Source organism: Pseudomonas lutea (assembly GCF_000759445.1).
Lineage (GTDB): Bacteria > Pseudomonadota > Gammaproteobacteria > Pseudomonadales > Pseudomonadaceae > Aquipseudomonas > Aquipseudomonas lutea.
In genome coordinates, this window is record NZ_JRMB01000002.1 from 1,859,191 (window position 1) to 1,880,025 (window position 20,835).

A 20,835-nucleotide genomic window follows, 5' to 3' on the forward strand; every position below is an offset into this window, starting at 1 on the left:
TGATGTGATCATTTCTTACACGATTGAATGCGCTGAGCTTTCGAGAAACGCCTGATGCAGCGCGCTCACCGAATCAAAATGATACGTCGGCGCCTCGGCCTCCAGCTCGTCACGGCTGCCAAACCCGTACCCCACCGCCGCCACGTCCAGACCGTTACGCTTGCCACCGATCAGGTCATGTTTACGATCGCCGATCATTAGCGTTTGCTTCGGATCCAGCTGTTCCTCATCCAGCAAATGCCGAATCAACTCGACTTTGTCGGTGCGGGTGCCGTCCAGCTCGCTGCCGTAGATCAGTTTGAAATGGCGCGCGAAATCAAAGTGCCGGGCGATCTCATGGGCGAACACCCAGGGCTTGGATGTGGCGATGAACAGCGTACGGCCCTGATCCGAGAGTGTGTCCAGCAATTCGAAAATGCCGTCGAACACCAGATTCTCGTAGAGACCCGTCACCTTGAAGCGCTCGCGGTAAAAGCCCACAGCTTCCCAGGCCTTGGCTTCGTCGAAGGCGTAAGTCCGCATGAACTGTTGCAACAACGGCGGCCCGATGAAGTGCTCAAGCTGCGTGATATCAGGCTCATCGATGCCCAGCCTGGTCAGTGCAAACTGAATGGAACGGGTGATGCCTTCGCGTGGATCGGTGAGCGTACCGTCCAGGTCGAACAAAATATTCTGGTAATGCATGGGTACTCTCAGCAGGGTTTGTCGAAGCCTTCAGCCAGGTGTTGGTCTTTCAACTTCACGTAGTTGGTGGCGCTGTAGGGGAAAAACGCGATTTCTTTTTCGGTGAGCGGACGCACCTGCTTCACTGGGCGACCCACATACAAGAATCCGCTTTCGAGACGTTTACCCGGGGGCACCAGGCTCCCTGCGCCAATGATCACTTCATCCTCCACCACTGCGCCGTCCATGATCGTAGTGCCCATGCCGATCAGAATACGATTGCCGACCGCGCAGCCGTGCAGCATGACCTTGTGACCGATGGTCACTTCATCGCCGATCAACAGCGGGAACCCGTCGGGGTTGAACGGCCCGGCGTGGGTGATGTGCAACACGCTGCCGTCCTGCACGCTGGTGCGCGCGCCGATACGGATGCGGTGCATGTCGCCGCGGATAACCGTCAACGGCCAGACCGAGCTGTCGGCACCGATTTCCACATCTCCGATCACAACCGCCGAATGGTCAACGAATACCCCTTCGCCAAGGGCCGGGGTGTGATTCTGGAACGTTCGAATGGCCACGATAGCCTCCTTCTCTGGCGCCGATAGCTGCGGTCGGCGACGATTGTAATTAAGATGCGTGGGTGTTTCTTTTAGCCAAGGTGCCAAACCGTGAGCGCGAACAACCCTCTGTTGCAATCCTACGACCTGCCACCTTTCTCGGCGATTCGCGCCGAGCATGTAAAACCTGCCATCGAACAGATTCTCGCCGACAACCGCGCTGCGATCGCAGACATTCTTGCTAAACAAGGTTCGCAGCCTACATGGGCTGGCCTGGTGCTGGCGATGGACGAACTCAATGATCGCCTCGGCGCCGCCTGGAGCCCGGTGAGTCATCTGAATGCCGTGTGCAACAGTCCGGAACTGCGTGAGGCTTATGAATCATGCCTTCCGGCATTAAGCGCGTACTCGACCGAGATGGGCCAGAACCGCGAGCTGTTCCAGGCCTTCGAAGCCTTGGCCAGCAGCCCGGAGGCAGCACATTTCGACGTTGCCCAGAAGACCATTCTGGAACAGTCTCTGCGCGACTTCCGCTTGTCAGGCATTGATCTGCCGCCGGAGCAGCAGAAACGCTACGCCGAGGTACAGAGCAAGTTGTCCGAGCTGGGGAGCCAGTTCTCCAACCAGCTGTTGGACGCCACCCAAGCGTGGAGCAAGCACATCACTGACGAAGCTGCCCTCGCAGGTCTGACCGATTCGGCCAAGGCGCAAATGGCCGCCGCAGCTCAAGCGAAAGACCTCGAAGGCTACCTCATCACGCTCGAGTTCCCGAGCTATTACGCCGTCATGACCTATGCGCAAGACCGCGCGCTGCGTGAAGAGGTTTACGCCGCGTACTGCACCCGTGCGTCTGACCAGGGCCCGAACGCTGGCAAAAACGACAACGGCCCGATCATGGAGCAGATTCTCGATTTGCGTCAGGAGCTGGCCAAGCTGCTGGGTTTTGCCAGCTTCTCCGAGCTGAGCCTGGCTACCAAAATGGCCGAGTCCAGCGATCAGGTTCTCAGCTTCCTGCGTGATCTGGCCAAACGCAGCAAGCCGTTTGCTGTTCAGGATCTGCAGCAGCTGAAAGCCTATGCCGCCGAACAAGGTTGCCCGGACCTGCAAAGCTGGGACAGCGGTTTCTACGGCGAGAAGCTGCGCGAACAGCGCTATAGCGTTTCCCAAGAGGCGCTGCGTGCGTACTTCCCGGTCGACAAAGTGCTGACCGGCCTGTTCGCGATCGTGCAAAAACTGTACGGCATCGAAATAGCCGAGCAGAAGGGCTTCGATACGTGGCACCCGGACGTCCGCTTGTTCGAAATCAAGGAAAACGGCCAGCACGTCGGACGCTTCTTTTTCGATCTCTATGCACGTGCCAACAAGCGCGGTGGCGCCTGGATGGACGGTGCCCGTGATCGTCGTCGCACCGCCGAAGGCACCCTGCAAAGCCCAGTGGCCAATCTGGTCTGTAACTTCACACCTGCGGACAGCGGCAAGCCTGCGCTGCTGACCCACGATGAAGTCACCACCTTGTTCCACGAATTTGGCCATGGCCTGCATCACCTGCTCACCCGCGTCGAGCACGCAGGTGCGTCGGGCATCAATGGCGTGGCCTGGGATGCAGTCGAACTGCCGAGCCAGTTCATGGAAAACTGGTGCTGGGAGCCGGAAGGCCTGGCGCTCATTTCCGGCCATTACGAGACCGGCGAGCCGCTGCCTCAGGACTTGCTTGAAAAGATGCTGGCAGCGAAAAACTTCCAGTCCGGCCTGATGATGGTTCGTCAGTTGGAGTTTTCGCTGTTCGACTTCGAGCTGCATGCCACCCATGGCGACGGCCGCACCACGCTGCAAGTACTCGAAGGCGTGCGTGACGAGGTGTCGGTGATGCGTCCGCCTGCGTACAACCGCTTCCCGAACAGCTTCGCGCACATCTTCGCAGGCGGCTATGCGGCCGGCTATTACAGCTACAAGTGGGCCGAAGTGTTGTCTGCCGATGCGTTCTCGAAGTTCGAGGAAGAGGGCGTGTTCAACGAGCAGACGGGTCGTGCATTCCGTGAGGCCATTCTGGCGCGCGGTGGTTCGCAGGCGCCGATGGTGCTGTTCGTCGACTTCCGCGGACGCGAGCCTTCGATTGACGCACTCTTGCGCCATTCCGGCTTGAGTGAGGATGCCGCAGCATGACCGAAACACCGCAGCTGATTACCAAAAAACGCTTCATCGCCGGGGCTGTATGCCCGGCGTGCAGCGAGCCTGACAAATTGATGATGTGGAACGAAGACGACGTGCCGCACCGTGAATGCGTGCACTGCGGTTATTCCGACACGCTCAATGCACAGGGGCAGTCAATTCCGAAGGAGCTTGGCACGCGGGTAAACAAACCTGCTGTGAAGCCGGCCGATCCAAAGGTGCAGGGCGTGCAGTTCTTCCCGAATCCCAAGTTGAAGAAGCCGATTGATCCGAGTTGACGTGATCTCGTATAAAGGAAGGGATACCCGTTTTGGGTATCCCTTTTTTCCTGGCGTCTGCGGATTACCGTGCGCCTTTGACATCGGCGAAAGAGATTTTGCCACCGACGGCCCTGGTGTAATTGGTCACTTTGACGTCGCTGTTTATGTAGCTGCTGTTGAAGCTCGGGATGACCACGGGAAGGGTAATGTCGCGCAGAATCTCGACAGTCGTCCGCCCCTCTTTGAAATCCCCGTCGGGATGGCCGGTGAGCATGAAAGATGTACCCGCTTTGGCTTTGATGATGCGGGCCGACTTGATTTCATCGTTGGAGCAACCATAGCTGTTGCTCTTCATCTTCAGGGTGTAGCTGGCGCTAAAGGGTATGACGCAATCGAGGTTCTGGGAGGCGTTGTTTCCTTCATAGAACGCCACAGTTGCGTCGGAGAAGTCCGTGGGCGTTTTTCCGATGACAACTCGTGAGACCTTGCCGTTTAGCCCATTGTTTCGGTTGTAAACCGCTTGTAATGAGTGTTGCTGACGTCTGCTTCAAAGCTTGGGAGCACGACCCGCTCGTGAATGCCTATATCCCGCATGATATCGACGGTCATGTGGTCGTCCTGAGTGTTGCCCGAGGCGTTGTCATATAACTGGATGCGTGTGCCCTTTGCTACACCCGAGAGGGACATTGATCGCGCTTCATCATTTTCACAGCCATTCGCGCTCAGATTGACCACGCCCGGACGCACCGGAATGACGCAAACGAGATCTTGTGTCTTGGTCGCATTCGGGCCTTCATGCAAATAAATGCCGCCATTGTTCAGTGCGTTGGTGTAGCGCTCGGTTTCACCGCTTTTGTAGTTGTTGATCCCCACGTAGTTAGGCTTCACACCACAGTTGTCTTCGCGGCGCTTCAGGTAGGTGAGATTATTGTCGTAAGCGGCTGAGTCAAAAATGGTGGAGGTGCCCGGGTGAAATTGGTTCATAAGGAACAGCCGTTTCCATTGCTTGCCCGTGGATGTGGCAACCGCTTTTGTACTGAGCGGTAAATTGCCCCATCGAGTGGGGCATGACCAGTCATGCTCTCTTTCTATGCTGCTGGCAGCATTGCCCAAGGTCGCCCAGTGGTTCTGCACAATCCAGTCCTGGTCAAACAGCACCGTGATTTTTTTGCCCCGAACCCAGTAGTCGCCGGCAACCTCGCGTTTGTCCGCTAACATGATCAGGCGATTATTACGGGCCGCCATTTGATTGATCGTCGGCCATTGATCAGCCGCGAAATGAGCGGGGTCAAACGACACATCCCCCAGTTCCGGCAAGGTGTTGAAAACTTTCTGAAGATCGTCGCGCCCGACGTAGGTTTCGAGGAACAAGGTGATCACTTCGCCTGGATTCCGTTGCAAGAACGGCAAAAACTCGTTTTTCAATTGGGCAGCAAACGGTCCATAGCAGGCAATTTGCTTATGGCAGACTTTGATACGTGCTTCGGGGCGAGGGTTTGCATGCTCGACGTAAAGATCCAGCATAAACCCGCGCACGCCATCGTTGAGTTGCGCTGGCATTTCCTTCAGATTTTGATTGATCTTTTCATAAGAGTTGTGAGTGGTGACCCAACTGTACTCATTAAATGGTTTGTCTCGCGAATCGAGCACTGTCGCATTTGCTTTTAGTGTGGTGGCGCTTAAAAGCGTCGCCAGCAAGCACATTGGATATTTCAGAGTCATTGTCGAAATCCTTTTCGATATGTTTCAGGTACGGGGTTAGCTCATTCATGCCTAGCTCGGCACCTGCTTAGTAGTAGTTGTGTTTTGTGTCAGCGCCACCTGTTCTCCGAATGGGTGTGTTGCAAGATGCGAGCGGTGGTTGGAACTCTGCGGTTAATTTGATTGGCATCGGAAACTTGGAAGCCGATGCTTTTAATTGATAACCCGAACCTTGTGCGACCAGTCTTTGATAGAACAAAGGGCAAATACGCTTGTACTGCACGCGCCAGTGTCCATCGCCAACTTCAAGGCTGCTACATCAACTCTGTTGATGTAGTCGATCCCGCGCTTGAGGCTGTCTTCGTCGCCGTAACCTCCATGCTCCATTTCATCCAGCGCGGCCTGTTTGCTCCAGCCTTGAGCGACGATGCGATACATCGCCGCCACCAGCCCGGTGCGGTCCAAACCGTGCTTGCAATGGATCAACACTGGACCGTTTTCTTGCGCGCTCTGGATAGCACGCAGGCTTTCAATCACGTCTGCGTCATCGATGTGTACGACTTGCAACGGGATCTGCACCTTGGCGATGGAAGGGTCGGACAGCCATTTGCTGTCACTGTCCTTGAGAAAATTGATCACGGTGTGCACGCCCAGTTGTTGCAAAATCGGCTGGGCAGCGGCGTCGGGCTGACGGCTTCGGTACAGCGTTGGGGTGATTCTGTAGAGGTTGTAGTGACGATCGACCAGTTGGGCCCATTGGTCAGGACGCGTCGATAGCACAGGGGCAGCTTCTTCAGCGTGTGCAAGGGGTGTCACCAACGTAGTAAGCAGAACCAACAACTGAGCAGCAAACGGGCGGAGACGCATGGGGAGACTACCGTCGAAACCAGCCAATATCGGCACGCCGAGTTTTGTCCCCTCACAGTCAATGCGCTGTGAGACGTACGTCAAAAGTTGGTGAAAGCCGTTGATCGGGACCAGGATATTTTTCGGGGCCTGTGCGTGAAGGCACCCGGCGTTTCGCGATACTGTATGTTTAAACAGTTATCGGGAGCCAGCATGTCTATTCAATTGCCTCCACGCGGGCGTGGCACCGCGACCAATCCGCATAACCGGTTCGCACCCAATCGGTCAGTGGCTGAAGACGACGGCTGGTATCAGGAAGCGCCGTTGACTCAAGGCACGACCGTTACGCTGGAAACCGCCAAAAGCATCATCGCGCGCAATTCCTCGCCCGACATCCCCTTTGATCGCTCGATCAATCCCTACCGAGGCTGCGAGCATGGCTGTATCTATTGTTACGCCCGGCCAAGCCATGCGTATTGGGACATGTCGCCAGGGTTGGACTTCGAGACAAAGCTGATCGCGAAAACCAATGCGGCAGCCTTGTTGGAGCAACAGCTATCCAAGCCCGGGTATAGCGTGGCGCCCATTACTTTGGGTGCGAATACCGATCCGTATCAGCCCATAGAGCGCGAGTACGCGCTCAGCCGAGCGACGCTGGAGGTATTGCTGCGTTACCGCCATCCAGTGACGATCATCACCAAAGGCTCGCTGATTCTTCGTGATCTTGACCTGCTGGCGGAGCTCGCTAAGTCGAGGCTGGTGTCGGTGTTCATCAGTCTCACGACCCTGGACGATGAACTCAAGCGCATTCTCGAACCTCGCGCCGCCGCGCCAAAGGCTAGGCTGCGGGCAATCAGCGTCTTGCGCGGAGCGGGCGTGCCCGTGGGTGTCCTGCTTGCACCGATGATTCCGATGATCAATGACATGGAGCTGGAAAAACTGATGGCCGAGGCCAAGGCCGCTGGTGCGTTGAGTGCAAGCTACGTGATGCTGCGGTTACCACTGGAAGTTGCCCCGTTGTTCGAAGAGTGGCTACAGGCGCATTATCCGCAAAGGGCCGAACACGTAATGAGCCTTGTCCGGCAGAGCCGTGGCGGCGAAGTCTATGACAGCCGTTTCGGTTCACGGATGCGCGGCGAAGGGGTCTTTGCGGAGTTGCTGGCGCAGCGATACAGCCTGGCGATCAAGAAGTATGGTCTGAACCGCAGAGAGAGCTTTCAGCTGGACTGCAGCGCCTTTTGCCCGCCCGGCGGTCAGATGTCGCTGCTGTGACTCGCGAGGCGTCTCATCGCCATCGAGCCGACGCTGAAAGGGTCCCGTCGGAACATCCCGCGCGAGACCCGCGAGCTAGAGCCACGCATTCAGTTTCAATTAAGTTTGCGTCGTTAAGGTGTGTCGGAAGTGACCGATTGGTCTCGTAGGAAAAGTTTCGCACGAAGGCCGTAAAGTGGGTCATCCACAGGATTCGCCGGACAGTCCACTTCAATCCGTCAGAGAGGATGAAACATGAGTGACCAGGATAAGCAGCCAAAGGCTGCAACCGCAGGCGTAACGCCTCAGGTGGAAACCGCCGAAATGGCGCTGCAGCACATCGTCGATGGCTTCAAGCATTTCCGCCATGACGTCTTCCCTCAGCAGGAAGAGCTGTTCAAGAAACTCGCCACCGCCCAACATCCCCGGGCCATGTTCATCACCTGCGCCGACTCGCGCATCGTCCCGGAACTCATCACCCAAAGCTCGCCGGGCGACCTGTTCGTCACCCGTAACGTGGGCAACGTCGTCCCGCCTTATGGCCCAATGAATGGCGGCGTATCGACGGCTATTGAATACGCTGTCCTGGCCTTGGGTGTGCAGCACATCATCGTTTGTGGCCACTCCGATTGCGGTGCCATGCGCGCTGTTCTCAACCCCGATACGCTGGAAAAAATGCCGACGGTCAAGGCCTGGCTGCGCCACGCCGAGGTGGCCAAGACGGTGGTGCAAGACAACTGCAATTGCACCGGCGAGCATGAAACCATGCACGTCCTGACCGAAGAAAACGTCATCGCGCAGTTGCAGCATCTGCGCACACACCCTTCCGTGGCGTCCAAACTGGCCAGCGGTCAGCTGTTCATCCATGGCTGGGTCTACGACATCGAAACCAGCGAAATCCGCGCATACGATGCCGAGCAGGACTGCTTCCTGCCGCTGGATGGCGACCATCCGGTGCCCATGGCGTCGATCCCCCGCGGGCGATATTGATCGCTGGCTGACCCGCTGCGCCTGAGCGCAGCGGCGTCGGCCCTGACGGTTCCACCCTCATACAAGCTCGTAGCGGCCGCGCATTGCGCGTGCCGCCGGGCGTTGTCACGTCTGAATTCCGGAGAGTCGTCATGGCTACTACTGATCTGAAAGCGTTGTTACCACGGGAGCTGCTGGCTTCCGTGGTGGTTTTTCTCGTGGCCCTGCCGCTGTGCATGGGCATCGCCATCGCTTCCGGCATGCCACCGTCCAAGGGATTGATCACCGGTATTATTGGCGGTCTGGTGGTGGGTTGGTTGGCGGGTTCGCCGTTGCAGGTCAGTGGCCCGGCAGCAGGTCTGGCAGTGCTGGTGTTCGAATTGGTGCGTGAGCACGGGATGGCGATGTTGGGGCCTATTTTGCTGCTTGCCGGTGCATTGCAGTTACTGGCGGGGCGCTTGAAGCTCGGTTGCTGGTTTCGTGTCACGGCGCCGGCGGTGGTCTACGGCATGCTGGCGGGCATCGGCGTGCTGATTGTGCTTTCCCAAGTCCATGTCATGTTCGACAGTGGCCCCAAGCCCTCGGGGCTGGACAACCTGGTGGCGTTCCCGCAGACCCTGCTCGGTGCTATCGGCGCGGGCAGCGGCATGCAGGCGGGCTTGTTGGGATTGGGTACCATCGCGATCATGTGGCTGTGGGAAAAGCGCCGTCCCCACGCGCTGCGGTTTGTGCCGGGCGCGTTGCTTGGCGTCGGCATCGCAACGGTGGTGAGTCTGGTGATGAGCTTGCAAGTCAAGCGCGTCGAAGTTCCGGCCAACCTCGCCGAAGCCATTGACTGGCTGCGCCCGGCTGATCTGATGAACCTGACGGATCCGGCGATTCTGATCGCTGCGATTGCCGTGGCCTTTATCGCCAGCGCCGAGACGCTTCTGTCGGCAGCAGCGGTAGATCGCATGCACGATGGCCAACGTTCGGACTTCGACAAGGAGCTCAGCGCGCAAGGCGTGGGCAACATGCTGTGCGGTCTTGTAGGTGCATTGCCAATGACTGGGGTTATCGTGCGCAGCTCGGCCAATGTCCAGGCGGGTGCGAAGACTCGTCTGTCTGCGATGTTCCATGGTCTGTGGCTGCTGGCGTTCGTGCTGTTGCTGTCCAGCGTGCTGCAGAGTATTCCAGTGGCGAGCCTGGCCGGCGTGCTTGTTTATACCGGCGTGAAGCTGGTCAACATTCAAGCGCTCAAGGGGCTGGGACGCTACGGCCGGATGCCGATGTTCATCTATGGCGCGACGGCCAGCGCGATTGTCCTGACAGACCTGCTGACCGGCGTACTGATCGGCTTCGGCCTCACCTTGGTCAAGCTGGCACTGAATGCATCGCGCTTGAAAATCAATCTCGTGGACCTGCCGGAAGACGGTGAGATGGAGCTGCGCCTGAACGGGTCGGCAACCTTCCTCAAGGTCCCGGCGCTCACGCAGACGCTGGAAACCGTACCACCTGGCACCACATTGCACGTGCCGCTGGGCAATCTGACCTACATTGACCATTCCTGCCTGGAGTTGCTGGAAGAATGGGGGCGGGCCAATGCGGCACAGGGTTCGCGTTTGCTGTTGGAGCAGCGATTGCTCAAGCGTCGCGTAGAAGGACGGATCCGCACTTCCATTGGAGGCGCCGCGTTGCATTGAGGACGCAGCGCAGAGAGTGCGGGGCTAGTCGTTCCCGCACTCCAGCTCCAGTCCGACACCCAGTTGCCGGGACAGGCTGGGCCAGCGCTTCCAGGCTGCTTCGGTATCCCGGCTGGCAAGGCGCTCGCGGTAGGCTTCCACTGATTCCAGCGAGAAACTCTCCTCGTTAAACATTTCATCGATAGCGTGATGCACCACTTCGTCCAGCTGGTTGGCGAACGATTCGCCGATCAACTGATGAGCAATGACGCTGGCCACGGTGGTGTTCACCGGGATCAACGGCTGACCCAGATGCTTGATGTAGAGATCATTTACTTCTTCCACCAGACGGTGGGCCAGGTACGCCTCGTCCAGCAGACCGTCGAGGCCTTCATGGCCGACCATAATGGCCGGCGGCGCACTGAAAAACTGTTCGGCAATTTTCAGCACCGGCTTGATCTGGCTTTCGATCCCGGCCTGTAATGCGACGTCATGGGCGGCGTCCAGCAAATCCGGCACTTGGCTGATGTAGGCAATGACGAAGCGCGTCAGCACGCCTCGTGCGTCTACTTCCGGGACATGAATGGAGGGATGAAGATGAGGAAGTTGCGACTCGAGCTGGCGTGATAGCTGGCCCGACTGGTTTTCGTGTTTCTGAGCTCGGCTGATTTGCTCGCGCAATGCGGCAGTGTTCATGGGTGCTCCATAGGCAGTGAAACCAAACGGTCATTATAGAGAAGTCATACGTTAGCTTGCGCACGAGTGACGCTAAGACGTAATTGTCATAACAGGCTCATGCTTAAGTGCATAATTGCCACTCCCCAGAACATCACATGCGCTCAGCCATGACTCGAACCCAAAAAACCGTTTTCATCCTGGTCGCCATTGTGGCGCTGGCGCTTGGCTTCATCGTCTACCGCACGCTGTCCGGAACGGATCAGGGCGACCAGACCGCGTTCGTTGATGCAGGGATAATCCTGCTTCCGCAAAGCCGCGCTGTGCCGGATCTGTCATTCACCGATCAGGACAGTCAGCCCCTTTCATTGAGCCAATTGAAGGGCAAATGGACTTTGCTGTTCTTCGGCTACACCTTTTGCCCGGACATTTGCCCAATCACCCTGGCGCAGTTGCGTCAGATCAAAAGCGAACTGCCCGCTGACGCCGTCGCGAATCTGCGCATTGTGCTGATCAGCGTCGATCCTGATCGCGACACCTCGCAACAGCTCAAGCAATACCTGGGTTATTTCGACAAGCAGTTCGTTGGTCTGAGGGCGCCAGTCGATACGCTGCAGAAGCTGGCGAATGCCGTGAGCATCCCTTACTTCCCCGCGGACACCAGCAAGCCCAACTACACCGTCGACCACAGCGGCAACCTCGCCCTGCTCGGCCCGGACGGAACTCAGCGCGGTTTTATCCGCGCGCCGCTGAACAGCCAGAAACTGGTGGCGCAGTTGCCGGGGCTGGTTGAAAGGAAGTAGCAGCGACCGACGTGAGTGCCGGGTTCGATCGTTGTAGGAGCGCGCTTGCGAAGTGATCAGTACATGCGATATGTGTCTATCGTCTGTACCTGAGTCTTCGCGGGCAAGCGCGCTCCTACAGGGAGGTGTGGCGGATGAGGGGTCGAGTCTTACGCGGTATCTGGCTTCACCTGCCTAAATGGCCCGATCAGAACGCCGGAACTACGGCGCCTTTGTACTTCTCAACGATGAACGCTTTGGTTTCCGGGCTGTGCAGCGCGGCGACCAGTTTCTGGATAGCCGGTGCATCCTGGTTGTCTTCGCGGGTCACCAGGATGTTGGCGTATGGAGATTCCGCCCCTTCGATGATCAGCGCATCTTTGGTCGGATCAAGCTTGGCGGTCAGAGCGTAGTTGGTGTTGATCAGCGCCAGGTCCACTTGCGTGAGTACGCGCGGCAGGGTCGCCGCTTCCAGCTCGCGGAATTTCAGGTTTTTCGGGTTCTGCTGCACGTCGCTTGGCTTGGCGGTGATGCTGGTTGGATCTTTAAGAGTAATCAAACCGGCCTTGACCAGCAGCAACAGCGCCCGGCCCTCATTGGTGGCGTCATTCGGGATGGCGACGTTAGCGCCATCCGGCAGCTCGGCCAGACTTTTCAATTTGTCCGAGTACGCGCCAAACGGCTCGATGTGAACCTTGGCGACGCTGACCAGGTGCGTCCCCTTGCCCTTGTTGAACTCATCCAGATACGGCTGATGCTGGAAGAAGTTTGCGTCCATGCGCTTCTGATCAACCTGCACGTTCGGCTGAATGTAGTCATTGAAGACCTTCACGTTCAGTGTCACACCTTCTTTGGCCAGCATCGGCTTCACGAACTCGAGGATCTCGGCGTGAGGCACGGCAGTGGCCGCAACGGTCAGGCTCTCATCAGCGTGGGCAGAGAGGGCCGCTACAGCAGCGAATACAGCCAGTAACTTCTTCATCTTTTTTGCTCCTGAATGCATGCGTAGGCGCATGCATCTGCCGGCCAGCGACCGGCGAATTCGGTTAACGGTGTGAGAAATGCGCGACCAGTCTGTCGCCGACGGTTTGCAGGATCTGCACCAGGACCAGCAGCAGTACGACCGTCACAAACATCACATCGTTCTGGAAACGCTGATAACCGTAGCGAATCGCCAGATCGCCAAGGCCTCCTGCACCGACCGCGCCTGCCATGGCGGTAAACGACACCAGCGCAATCGCCGTAACAGTGATGGCGGCGAGGATGCCGGGACGTGCTTCGGGCAACAGCGCTTTGATCACAATTTGTCGGGTGGTGGCGCCCATGGCCTGAATGGCCTCGATGATGCCTCTATCTACCTCACGCAGTGCTGTTTCCACGAGCCGTGCGAAGAACGGTGTAGCGCCCGCGATCAGCGGCGGCAAGGTACCAAGGATACCCAGTGAAGTGCCGGTGATGATTTCCGTGAGCGGCATCATGACAATCAGCAGGATGATAAACGGCAGCGCCCGCAGCATGTTCACGATCAAGCCTACGGTCGCGTAGACCGGCTTGTTCTCAAGCAACTGTCGCGGCGAGGTGAGAAACATCAGTACGCCAAGCGGCAAACCCAAGAGGATCGTGAATGCCAGCGAGACGCCAAGCATGGTCAGGGTGTCGCCTGTTGCGAGCCAGATTTCATACCAGTCGACGTTTGAAAACAGGGTGCTTAGGGTATCCATCAGCGCAGGATCTCCATGTGAACGTCAGCTGCGGTGAAACGTGCAAACGCAGCGTCCATGTCACCGCCGGTAATGGCGAGCGTCAGTTGCCCGTAAGGCGTGTCTTTGATGCGGTCGATTCGACCCGCCAGGATGCTGTAGTCCACGCCGGTCTCGCGTGCGACGGTACCAAGCAACGGCGCGTAAGTGGCTTCACCCTGAAAGGTGAGGCGCACGATGCGGCCCTGGACGTGGGCAAAATCGCTGTTCTGCTCGTTCTCGTCGACCTGCTCGTCTTCCTGAACGAAGCGGCGTGTGGTCGGATGGCTGGGGTGCAGAAACACATCGGCCACAGCGCCCTGCTCGACGATCACGCCAGCGTCCATCACCGCCACTTGGTCACAGACGCGACGAATCACATCCATTTCGTGGGTGATCAAGACGATGGTCAGCTTCAATTCGCGGTTGATTTCGGCCAGCAGTTGCAGCACCGACGCAGTGGTCTGCGGGTCGAGAGCACTGGTGGCCTCGTCACAGAGCAGAATTTTCGGCTTGGTCGCCAGCGCGCGTGCGATGCCGACGCGTTGCTTTTGTCCGCCGGACAGTTGCGCGGGGTATTTTCTGGCGTGGTCCGAAAGGCCCACGCGCGCGAGCAACTCGGCCACACGCTGATCAATCTGTGCCCGAGACATGTCCCCGGCCAGGGTCAGCGGCATGGCCACGTTGTCGGCCACGGTCTTGGAGGACAGTAGATTGAAATGCTGGAAGATCATCCCGACCTGACGGCGAAAGCCACGAAGACCGTCGGCCTCCAGGGCGGTGACGTCCACATCATCCACCAGAATCTTGCCGCCGCTGGGCGCTTCAAGGCGGTTGATCAGGCGCAACAGGGTGCTTTTGCCCGCGCCGGAATGGCCAATCAGACCGAACACCTGGCCGTTTTCGATGCGCAAGCTGGTGGGGTGTAACGCGGGAATTTCCCGGTTGGCGACCCGATAGGTCTTATGAACGTTTTGGAACTCGATCACGGAGCGAACCTTGTGGGGCGCGTTGAAAGATCAGCGTGGAATTCATGCACTCATCACGCTGCTGAGCGATGCCATTTCGGCTTCGGCTGGGTAAACCGGGCGCGCATTTTAGCCTGTGGAATCCTGATTGGGCCCAGCCTTCTTAGCATTTATTTCACACTGCACCTGCCGAACGGTCATATCGATGGCCGACTGTCAGTTTGAAGGCGTAAATCATGGAATCGGGAAAACAAACGGAACGGCTGTTTTCATCGTCAGTCACTTACATAGCGCGTGAATTTCGCCTGGCTTATGTACGTCAGGCATTTCCGTCAACGAGCTCCTGTTGCCTCCGCCTGGAGGCGAAAAAGGAGCCGCCTGAACCGAGGAGCTTTGCCTGATGAGTAACAACACCAATCCCCCTGTCAGCCCGAATGCCAAAAGTGAGCTGGCCGGCACCGACACGCTGGACCGCGGCAATACCAACGCCAAGGTCGAAAGCCTTGAGACGTTTCGCTCTGATGCGACCGGCGAGGCTCTGCGCACCAATCAGGGCGTAAAGATCTCCGACAACCAGAACACCCTGAAAGTCGGATCGCGCGGCCCATCGCTGCTCGAAGACTTCATCATGCGCGAGAAAATCACGCATTTTGACCATGAGCGCATCCCTGAGCGCATTGTTCACGCACGCGGTACTGCGGCTCACGGTTACTTCCAGACCTACGAGAACCATTCTGCGCTGTCAAAAGCCGAATTCCTGCGCGATCCGGGCAAGAAAACCCCGGTGTTCGTCCGGTTTTCCACTGTTCAGGGCCCACGCGGCTCTGGCGATACAGTGCGTGACGTACGCGGTTTCGCGGTCAAGTTCTACACCGGCGAAGGTAACTACGACCTGGTCGGCAACAACATGCCAGTGTTTTTCATTCAGGACGCGATCAAGTTTCCTGATTTCGTACACGCCGTGAAGCCTGAGCCCCACAACGAAATTCCTACTGGTGGTTCGGCGCACGACACGTTCTGGGATTTCGTCTCGCTGGTACCTGAATCCGCGCACATGGTGCTGTGGACAATGTCTGACCGTGCAATTCCGAAAAGCCTGCGCTCCATGCAGGGCTTCGGCATCCACACCTTCCGCATGATCAACACCGAAGGTAAATCCTCGTTCGTCAAATTCCACTGGAAGCCCAAGTACGGCACTTGCTCTTTGGTGTGGGACGAAGCGCAGAAGCTTGCCGGTAAAGATACCGACTTCCATCGCCGCGATCTGTGGGAGTCCATCGAGATGGGCGACTACCCGGAATGGGAACTGGGCGTGCAGATCGTCGCCGAGGAAGACGAACATAAGTTCGACTTCGACCTTCTGGACCCTACCAAGATCATCCCGGAAGAGCTGGTCCCGGTAACGCCGCTGGGCAAAATGGTGCTCAATCGCAACCCGGACAACTACTTCGCCGAGACTGAGCAGGTCGCTTTCTGCCCAGGCCACGTCGTGCCGGGTATCGACTTCTCTAACGACCCATTGCTGCAAGGGCGTCTGTTTTCGTACACCGATACGCAGATCAGCCGACTGGGTGGGCCGAACTTCCACGAGATCCCGATCAACCGTCCGGTGTCGCCGAACCACAACAACCAGCGTGATGCGCAGCACCGCACCACCATCGATAAAGGTCGTGCTTCCTACGAGCCCAACTCGATTGACGGCGGCTGGCCGAAAGAAACCCCTGCCGGTCCGCAGGATGGTGGCTTTGAGACGTATCCGGAGCGCGTAGAGGCGCACAAAGTGCGTGAGCGCAGTCCTTCCTTTGGCGACCACTTCTCCCAAGCCACGCTGTTCTTCAACAGCATGAGCGAGCACGAGAAAGAGCACATCATCGCGGCCTATAGCTTCGAGTTGGGCAAGGTGGAGCGTGAGTACATTCGTGCCCGTCAGGTGAACGAGATTCTCGCGAATATCGACCTTACCCTGGCTCAACGCGTCGCTGCGAACCTTGGTCTGCCAGCGCCATCGGCACCGACCGTACAAGCGCAAAGCACGGGCAAACTGACTGTCGACAAGTCGCCACTCCTGAGTCAGGCGAATCTGCTGCCCGCCGACATTGCTTCGCGCAAAGTGGCCATCCTGGTTGCCAATGGTGTGGACGATAAAGCCGTAGCTACCATGAAGGCGGCTCTGGAAGCCGAAGGCGCACACGCCAAGGTCCTCGGCCCGACGTCCGCACCGGTCAAAACGGCGAGCGGCGCTCCGTTGGCGGTTGATGCTTCCATGGAAGGTTTGCCATCTGTCGCGTTTGACGCGGTGTTCATCCCGGGTGGCGATGCATCGATTCAGGCCCTGAGCGGCGACGGCGTAGCGCTGCACTATGTCCTTGAGGCCTACAAGCACCTCAAAGCCATTGCTTACGCAGGTGACGCACAGAAGCTGATTGACCTGCTGCGCCTGGAAGCTGATGCCGGCTTGCTGGCCGTTTCTGACAGCGCTTCGTTCAAAGCGTTTTTCACAGCCATCCAGCAACACCGGGTGTGGGCTCGTGAGCCAAAAGCGAAGGCCATTCCTGCGTAACTTGCAGGAGTAGCGAGTAACAAAAAAGGCGTTGCCCGCGAGGGCAACGCCTTTCTTTTGATCAAAAATCGATCAGAGCTGAGCGGGCTTCAAGACAATCTTCGCCGGCTCGGTGCGCTCGATTACACGTTGCATTTGCAGCTCGAAATCCGGGTTGATCTTCCCGACGCGCTTGGTCAATAACGTAGCCAACCACGGGTAATCGTCCGTTCGAGGTACCTGCACTGTAACGGCGCAGTTGAACGCAGTGACATCTTCGGCAATGTCGCTGAGCTGCCGGCGCAACTGCTTCATGTCGTTGATCTTCAGATCGATGGTGGTGCTCTCCGCGCTCGGGTCGATCACCCGGGCTTTGCGTTTCGCCTCCGCTGCCCGCAGCTCGGCTTCTGCCTTTTCAAGCTCGGCCTTGCGTGCATTGGCGATAGCGCCGTTGACGCCGCTGGTCAGCGCGGGCGCTTTGGGCATCAATGCTCGAGCACGGCTCAGTGCAGTGGCGGCGGCGTTCATGTCGCCTTTCTGCAGCACGATCTGACTGCGGCTCAGATACGCCTCGGCCAGCTGACGCTGGTATTGCTCGAGTCGAGGATCATCCGGGGATTTACTTTGCAGCGCGGCCAACTGATCTTCGGCAGTCGCCAGTTCGCTGCTTGCGATATTTTGTTCCAGCTGCTGATAGGCGTCGGGCGCAGCCACAGGTGCAGGCTGCTCCACAGGCTTGCTCTGGCAAGCGCTCATCAGGATGGAAAATGCAGCAAGCAGCAGATAACGGGATGCGTACGGCTTCATTCCTGCGATTCTCTATTTGCGCAAAAAACGAGCAAGTCTACACATAAGTGACCTGCACCGAAAATAACTGATCAGCACCGGGGCTGGGCAAGCGTCATTGCACATTGCCGCTATTCGATTATTGCGGAGTATGACTCTGCTTGCCACCCAAGGTTCTACCGCTTGGGCAAAAGGAAGCTAAGCAGAAACAGCGTAGCTGCCGAAACCACGATAGACGGGCCCGCCGGTGTGTCCTTGAACCAGGACAATGCCAGTCCGGCGCACACTGCGACCACCCCGATGAGGCTCGCCCCCAGCGCCATCTGCTCGGGAGAGCGGGCGTGACGTTGTGCCGCAGCAGCGGGAATGATCAGCAGCGAGGTGATCAACAGCACGCCGACGATTTTCATGGCCACTGCGATGACCACGGCGATCAGCAGCATCAATGTCATGCGCAGAGCGGCTACCGGGAGCCCTTCGACTGTCGCCAACTCCTCATGCACGGTGATTGCCAGCAAGGGGCGCCAAAGCGCACAGATCAGAATCAGGACCAAGGCGCTGCCTGCCAGAATCCACGCCAGATCATTTGGACTGATGGCCAGCAGGTCGCCGAACAGATAACCCATCAAGTCAATCCGCACATCACGCATGAAGCTCAGGACCACCAGCCCCAATGACAAGGTGCTGGGCGCCAAAATGCCCAGCAGCGTGTCCGAAGCAAGCGGCTGACGCTGCTGCAGGGTGACCAGCAAGACCGCCAGCAGCAGGCAACCCGCAGTCACGGCGATTGTCGGGCTGACGTCCAGCAAAAAGCCCAGTGCCACGCCGAGCAAAGCGGCATGGGACAGCGTGTCGCCGAAATAAGCCATGCGTCGCCACACCACGAACGACCCCAGAGGGCCGGCTACTACGGCCAGCGCGAGGCCTGCGAGCAAGGCGTAAAGAAGAAAATCAGCCATGCTTGCAGCTGTCCCCGTGATCGTGATTATGGTTATGAACGTGATCGTGAGTCGTAGCGGGTTGGCAGACTTCGCCATGCAGGTCGTGCGCGTGATCGTGATGATGGTGATAAATCGCCAGGCTGGGCGCATGGTGGCCGAACAGCTCAACGAATGCCGGATCGTTACTGACCTGCTCGGGATGCCCGGAGCAGCAAACGTGGCGATTGAGGCAGACCACCTGATCGGTAGTGCTCATGACCAGATGCAAATCATGGGACACCATCAGCACGCCACACCGATGACGGTTACGCAACTGAGTGATCAGGGCATACAACTCGGCCTGCCCGGCGACATCCACACCCTGTACGGGCTCATCGAGCACCAACAGTTCCGGCTTTCGCAGCAGCGCTCGCGCCAGCAAGACGCGCTGCATCTCGCCGCCCGAAATGCCTTGCAGCGGACTGTCGATGACCCGTTCTGCGCCCACCTCGATCAGCGCCGCCCGTGCGGTGTCCCGATCGACGCCGGGCACCAGTCGCAGGAAGCGCAGGACTGACAACGGCAGAGTGGCGTCGATGTGCAGCTTCTGCGGCATGTAGCCGATGCGCAATTTAGGCTTGCGCCAGATCTCGCCCGAGTCGGGTTTGAGCAGACTGAGAACTGCACGCACCAGCGTGGTTTTGCCTGCGCCGTTAGGACCGATCAGCGTGACTATTTCGCCGGAACTGACACTCAGCTGGATATTTTCAAGCACGCTCTGACCGGCGCGACTCACGCTGACGTCTTTCAGGCGGATCAACGCGTCGCTCATCAGGCGGCCTTGCACCCGGCGCAAACGCCGACGACTTCGACAGTCTGAGCCTCGACGTCAAACCCGACCTCGTTGGCAGCGTCCACAATGGCCGAACTGATGGCGCCGTGTTGCAGCTCGATAGCGGCATGGCATTCGCGGCAAATCAAAAATTGCCCCTGATGGGCATGGGTCGGGTGGTTGCAGCCGGCGAACGCGTTCAATGACGCAATGCGGTGCACCAAGCCGTTTTCCAGAAGGAAGTCCAGCGCGCGGTACACCGTAGGCGGCGCAGCGCGACGGCCATCTTCTTCGCTGAGCACGGCAAGGATGTCGTAGGCGCCCAAAGGCTTGTGGCTTTGCCAGACCAGCTCCAATACGCGACGGCGCAAGGCGGTCAGGCGCAAGCCTTTGCCCGCGCACAGCGAGTCGGCTTCAGTGAGTGCACTGTGCACGCAGTGAGAGTGATCATGGGGGCGACTGGCCAGGGGTGTTTTAGACATGAGCGGCGACGGCTTTTGAGAGAGACGTTATTATGTTACCCGTTCCTGCCCCCATGAGTGGTTATCGTGTCCCGACTTTTTTTACTTTTTGTCGTATTTATTACCGGTTTCGCCTCCATCGCCCCCGCCCAGGCTGATGTCCGCGTGCTGACCAGTATCAAACCGCTGCAGCTGATCGCTGCTGCAGTGCAGGATGGCATTGCAGTCCCTGAAGTCCTGCTTCCGCCGGGCGCCTCCCCGCATAATTACGCGCTGCGCCCTTCCGACGTACGGCGGGTACAAGACGCTGATTTGCTCTACTGGATTGGCCCGAATATGGAGACCTTCCTGCCTCGCGTCCTGACCGGGCGCAGCAAGCCTTCCGTTCCGGTCGAGTCGCTGACGGGCATGCATCTGCGGCATTTCACGGCCAGCGATGATCATCACCATGATGACGAAGGTGACGAGCATGACCACGACCACAAGCCGGGTAGCGTCGATGCGCACTTGTGGTTGTCTTCCGCCAATGCGCGAGTGATCGCTGCGAAGATGGCGGCTGACTTGAGCGAAGCGGACCCCGTCAATGCGGCCCGTTACGAGAGCAATGTAAAAGCGTTTGATGCACGCCTTGATACAGTGGATGCCCAGATCAAACAGCGGGTTGCAGGTATCTCGGGCAAGCAATATTTCGTGTTCCATGAAGCATTCGATTATTTCGAAGAGGCTTATGGGCTCAAACATGCAGGTGTGTTTGCAGTGAGCAGCGAGGTTCAACCGGGCGCTCAGCACGTTGCTGCCATGCGTGCGCGTCTGACGGAGTTTGGTAAAACCTGCGTGTTCAGCGAGCCGCCCCTGCGTCCTCGTCTTGCCGACACATTGAGTGCCGGCCTGCCGGTGAAACTGGCCGAGCTGGACGGTTTAGGCGGCTACACCCCCGCCACTGCGCAGGGTTACGAGCAGTTGCTGAGCAAGTTGGCGGATGACCTGGCGGGGTGCCTGGAGAGTCTTTGACTTCTGGGCCAACGCCTTGGCGAGCCAGCTCTCTGCCACAGTTGA

21 protein-coding genes are annotated in these 20,835 nt (G+C 58.2%); 8 read left to right on the forward strand and 13 right to left on the reverse strand.

What is annotated here, in order from left to right; all coding sequences use genetic code 11:
* Positions 1 to 15 precede the first annotated feature (15 nt).
* On the reverse strand, positions 16 to 684 hold the full coding sequence (locus LT42_RS20470) for an HAD family hydrolase (RefSeq protein ID WP_037017027.1): 669 nt from the start codon (positions 682 to 684) through the stop codon (positions 16 to 18).
* Between the two features lie 8 nt (positions 685 to 692).
* Positions 693 to 1,241 carry a gamma carbonic anhydrase family protein gene (locus LT42_RS20475; RefSeq protein ID WP_037017029.1) on the reverse strand — a complete coding sequence of 183 codons (549 nt, stop codon included), beginning with the start codon at positions 1,239 to 1,241 and terminating at the stop codon, positions 693 to 695.
* A 90-nt stretch (positions 1,242 to 1,331) separates the two neighbouring features.
* Between LT42_RS20475 and prlC the strand changes: the two genes are divergently transcribed.
* Both prlC and LT42_RS20485 read left to right on the forward strand, forming a co-directional pair.
* A complete protein-coding gene (prlC, locus tag LT42_RS20480; RefSeq protein ID WP_037017032.1) occupies positions 1,332 to 3,383 on the forward strand; it encodes an oligopeptidase A in 2,052 nt (683 codons plus the stop codon).
* Entirely contained in the window at positions 3,380 to 3,667 is a 288-nt protein-coding gene (locus tag LT42_RS20485) for a YheV family putative zinc ribbon protein (protein WP_037017037.1), read from the forward strand. Before prlC ends, LT42_RS20485 begins: the two co-directional genes overlap by 4 nt.
* 64 nt (positions 3,668 to 3,731) lie before the next feature.
* On the opposite strand, the gene LT42_RS20490 is transcribed toward LT42_RS20485, so the two are convergent.
* The 3 genes from LT42_RS20490 to LT42_RS20500 all read right to left on the reverse strand — a co-directional run bounded on the left by LT42_RS20490 (position 3,732) and on the right by LT42_RS20500 (position 6,217).
* Positions 3,732 to 4,082, reverse strand: a complete 351-nt coding sequence (locus tag LT42_RS20490) for a hypothetical protein (protein ID WP_037017039.1) — start codon at positions 4,080 to 4,082, stop codon at positions 3,732 to 3,734.
* Positions 4,083 to 4,141: 59 nt separating this feature from the next.
* Positions 4,142 to 5,371: a phosphoinositide-specific phospholipase C-related protein gene (locus LT42_RS20495; RefSeq protein ID WP_037017042.1), complete on the reverse strand. Its 1,230-nt coding sequence runs from the start codon at positions 5,369 to 5,371 to the stop codon at positions 4,142 to 4,144.
* A gap of 192 nt (positions 5,372 to 5,563) precedes the next feature.
* Positions 5,564 to 6,217: a dual specificity protein phosphatase family protein gene (locus LT42_RS20500; protein WP_037017045.1), complete on the reverse strand. Its 654-nt coding sequence runs from the start codon at positions 6,215 to 6,217 to the stop codon at positions 5,564 to 5,566.
* A gap of 192 nt (positions 6,218 to 6,409) precedes the next feature.
* Here LT42_RS20500 and LT42_RS20505 point away from each other — a divergent pair, with 192 nt between their 5' ends.
* From LT42_RS20505 to LT42_RS20515, 3 genes are all read left to right on the forward strand, one after another.
* Positions 6,410 to 7,468: a PA0069 family radical SAM protein gene (locus LT42_RS20505; RefSeq protein ID WP_037017048.1), complete on the forward strand. Its 1,059-nt coding sequence runs from the start codon at positions 6,410 to 6,412 to the stop codon at positions 7,466 to 7,468.
* Between the two features lie 303 nt (positions 7,469 to 7,771).
* On the forward strand, positions 7,772 to 8,437 hold the full coding sequence (locus LT42_RS20510) for a carbonic anhydrase (RefSeq protein WP_420806914.1): 666 nt from the start codon (positions 7,772 to 7,774) through the stop codon (positions 8,435 to 8,437).
* Positions 8,438 to 8,568: 131 nt separating this feature from the next.
* Entirely contained in the window at positions 8,569 to 10,098 is a 1,530-nt protein-coding gene (locus tag LT42_RS20515) for a SulP family inorganic anion transporter (protein ID WP_037017054.1), read from the forward strand.
* A gap of 24 nt (positions 10,099 to 10,122) precedes the next feature.
* Here LT42_RS20515 and LT42_RS20520 read toward each other — a convergent pair whose 3' ends face one another.
* Positions 10,123 to 10,773, reverse strand: coding sequence for a hypothetical protein (locus tag LT42_RS20520; protein ID WP_037017056.1), 651 nt, complete (start codon positions 10,771 to 10,773; stop codon positions 10,123 to 10,125).
* 149 nt (positions 10,774 to 10,922) lie between these two features.
* Between LT42_RS20520 and LT42_RS20525 the strand changes: the two genes are divergently transcribed.
* Complete coding sequence (locus tag LT42_RS20525) at positions 10,923 to 11,555, forward strand: SCO family protein (RefSeq protein ID WP_037017059.1); 633 nt, start codon at positions 10,923 to 10,925, stop codon at positions 11,553 to 11,555.
* Between the two features lie 187 nt (positions 11,556 to 11,742).
* Here the strand turns inward: LT42_RS20525 and LT42_RS20530 are convergent, their stop codons facing one another.
* The 3 genes from LT42_RS20530 to LT42_RS20540 all read right to left on the reverse strand — a co-directional run bounded on the left by LT42_RS20530 (position 11,743) and on the right by LT42_RS20540 (position 14,262).
* A complete protein-coding gene (locus LT42_RS20530; RefSeq protein ID WP_037017060.1) occupies positions 11,743 to 12,516 on the reverse strand; it encodes a MetQ/NlpA family ABC transporter substrate-binding protein in 774 nt (257 codons plus the stop codon).
* A 64-nt stretch (positions 12,517 to 12,580) separates the two neighbouring features.
* Positions 12,581 to 13,255: a methionine ABC transporter permease gene (locus tag LT42_RS20535; protein WP_037017061.1), complete on the reverse strand. Its 675-nt coding sequence runs from the start codon at positions 13,253 to 13,255 to the stop codon at positions 12,581 to 12,583.
* Complete coding sequence (locus tag LT42_RS20540; protein WP_037017064.1) at positions 13,255 to 14,262, reverse strand: methionine ABC transporter ATP-binding protein; 1,008 nt, start codon at positions 14,260 to 14,262, stop codon at positions 13,255 to 13,257. The genes LT42_RS20535 and LT42_RS20540 overlap by 1 nt, the downstream gene beginning before the upstream one ends.
* Positions 14,263 to 14,641: 379 nt before the next feature.
* Here LT42_RS20540 and katE point away from each other — a divergent pair, with 379 nt between their 5' ends.
* Entirely contained in the window at positions 14,642 to 16,801 is a 2,160-nt protein-coding gene (gene katE / locus LT42_RS20545; protein WP_037017066.1) for a catalase HPII, read from the forward strand.
* A 72-nt stretch (positions 16,802 to 16,873) separates the two neighbouring features.
* Here katE and LT42_RS20550 read toward each other — a convergent pair whose 3' ends face one another.
* The 4 genes from LT42_RS20550 to LT42_RS20565 form a co-directional block, all read right to left on the reverse strand.
* The gene (locus LT42_RS20550; protein ID WP_037017069.1) at positions 16,874 to 17,587 is read right to left on the reverse strand and encodes a PA5502 family lipoprotein; all 714 of its coding nucleotides are present in this window, start codon (positions 17,585 to 17,587) and stop codon (positions 16,874 to 16,876) included.
* Between the two features lie 155 nt (positions 17,588 to 17,742).
* The gene (gene znuB, locus LT42_RS20555) at positions 17,743 to 18,525 is read right to left on the reverse strand and encodes a zinc ABC transporter permease subunit ZnuB (RefSeq protein WP_037017072.1); all 783 of its coding nucleotides are present in this window, start codon (positions 18,523 to 18,525) and stop codon (positions 17,743 to 17,745) included.
* On the reverse strand, positions 18,518 to 19,318 hold the full coding sequence (gene znuC / locus LT42_RS20560; RefSeq protein ID WP_037017075.1) for a zinc ABC transporter ATP-binding protein ZnuC: 801 nt from the start codon (positions 19,316 to 19,318) through the stop codon (positions 18,518 to 18,520). The genes znuB and znuC overlap by 8 nt, the downstream gene beginning before the upstream one ends.
* Entirely contained in the window at positions 19,318 to 19,800 is a 483-nt protein-coding gene (locus LT42_RS20565) for a Fur family transcriptional regulator (RefSeq protein WP_037017078.1), read from the reverse strand. The genes znuC and LT42_RS20565 overlap by 1 nt, the downstream gene beginning before the upstream one ends.
* Positions 19,801 to 19,866: 66 nt before the next feature.
* Here LT42_RS20565 and znuA point away from each other — a divergent pair, with 66 nt between their 5' ends.
* Entirely contained in the window at positions 19,867 to 20,790 is a 924-nt protein-coding gene (gene znuA, locus LT42_RS20570) for a zinc ABC transporter substrate-binding protein ZnuA (RefSeq protein ID WP_208855913.1), read from the forward strand.
* Positions 20,791 to 20,835 lie beyond the last annotated feature (45 nt).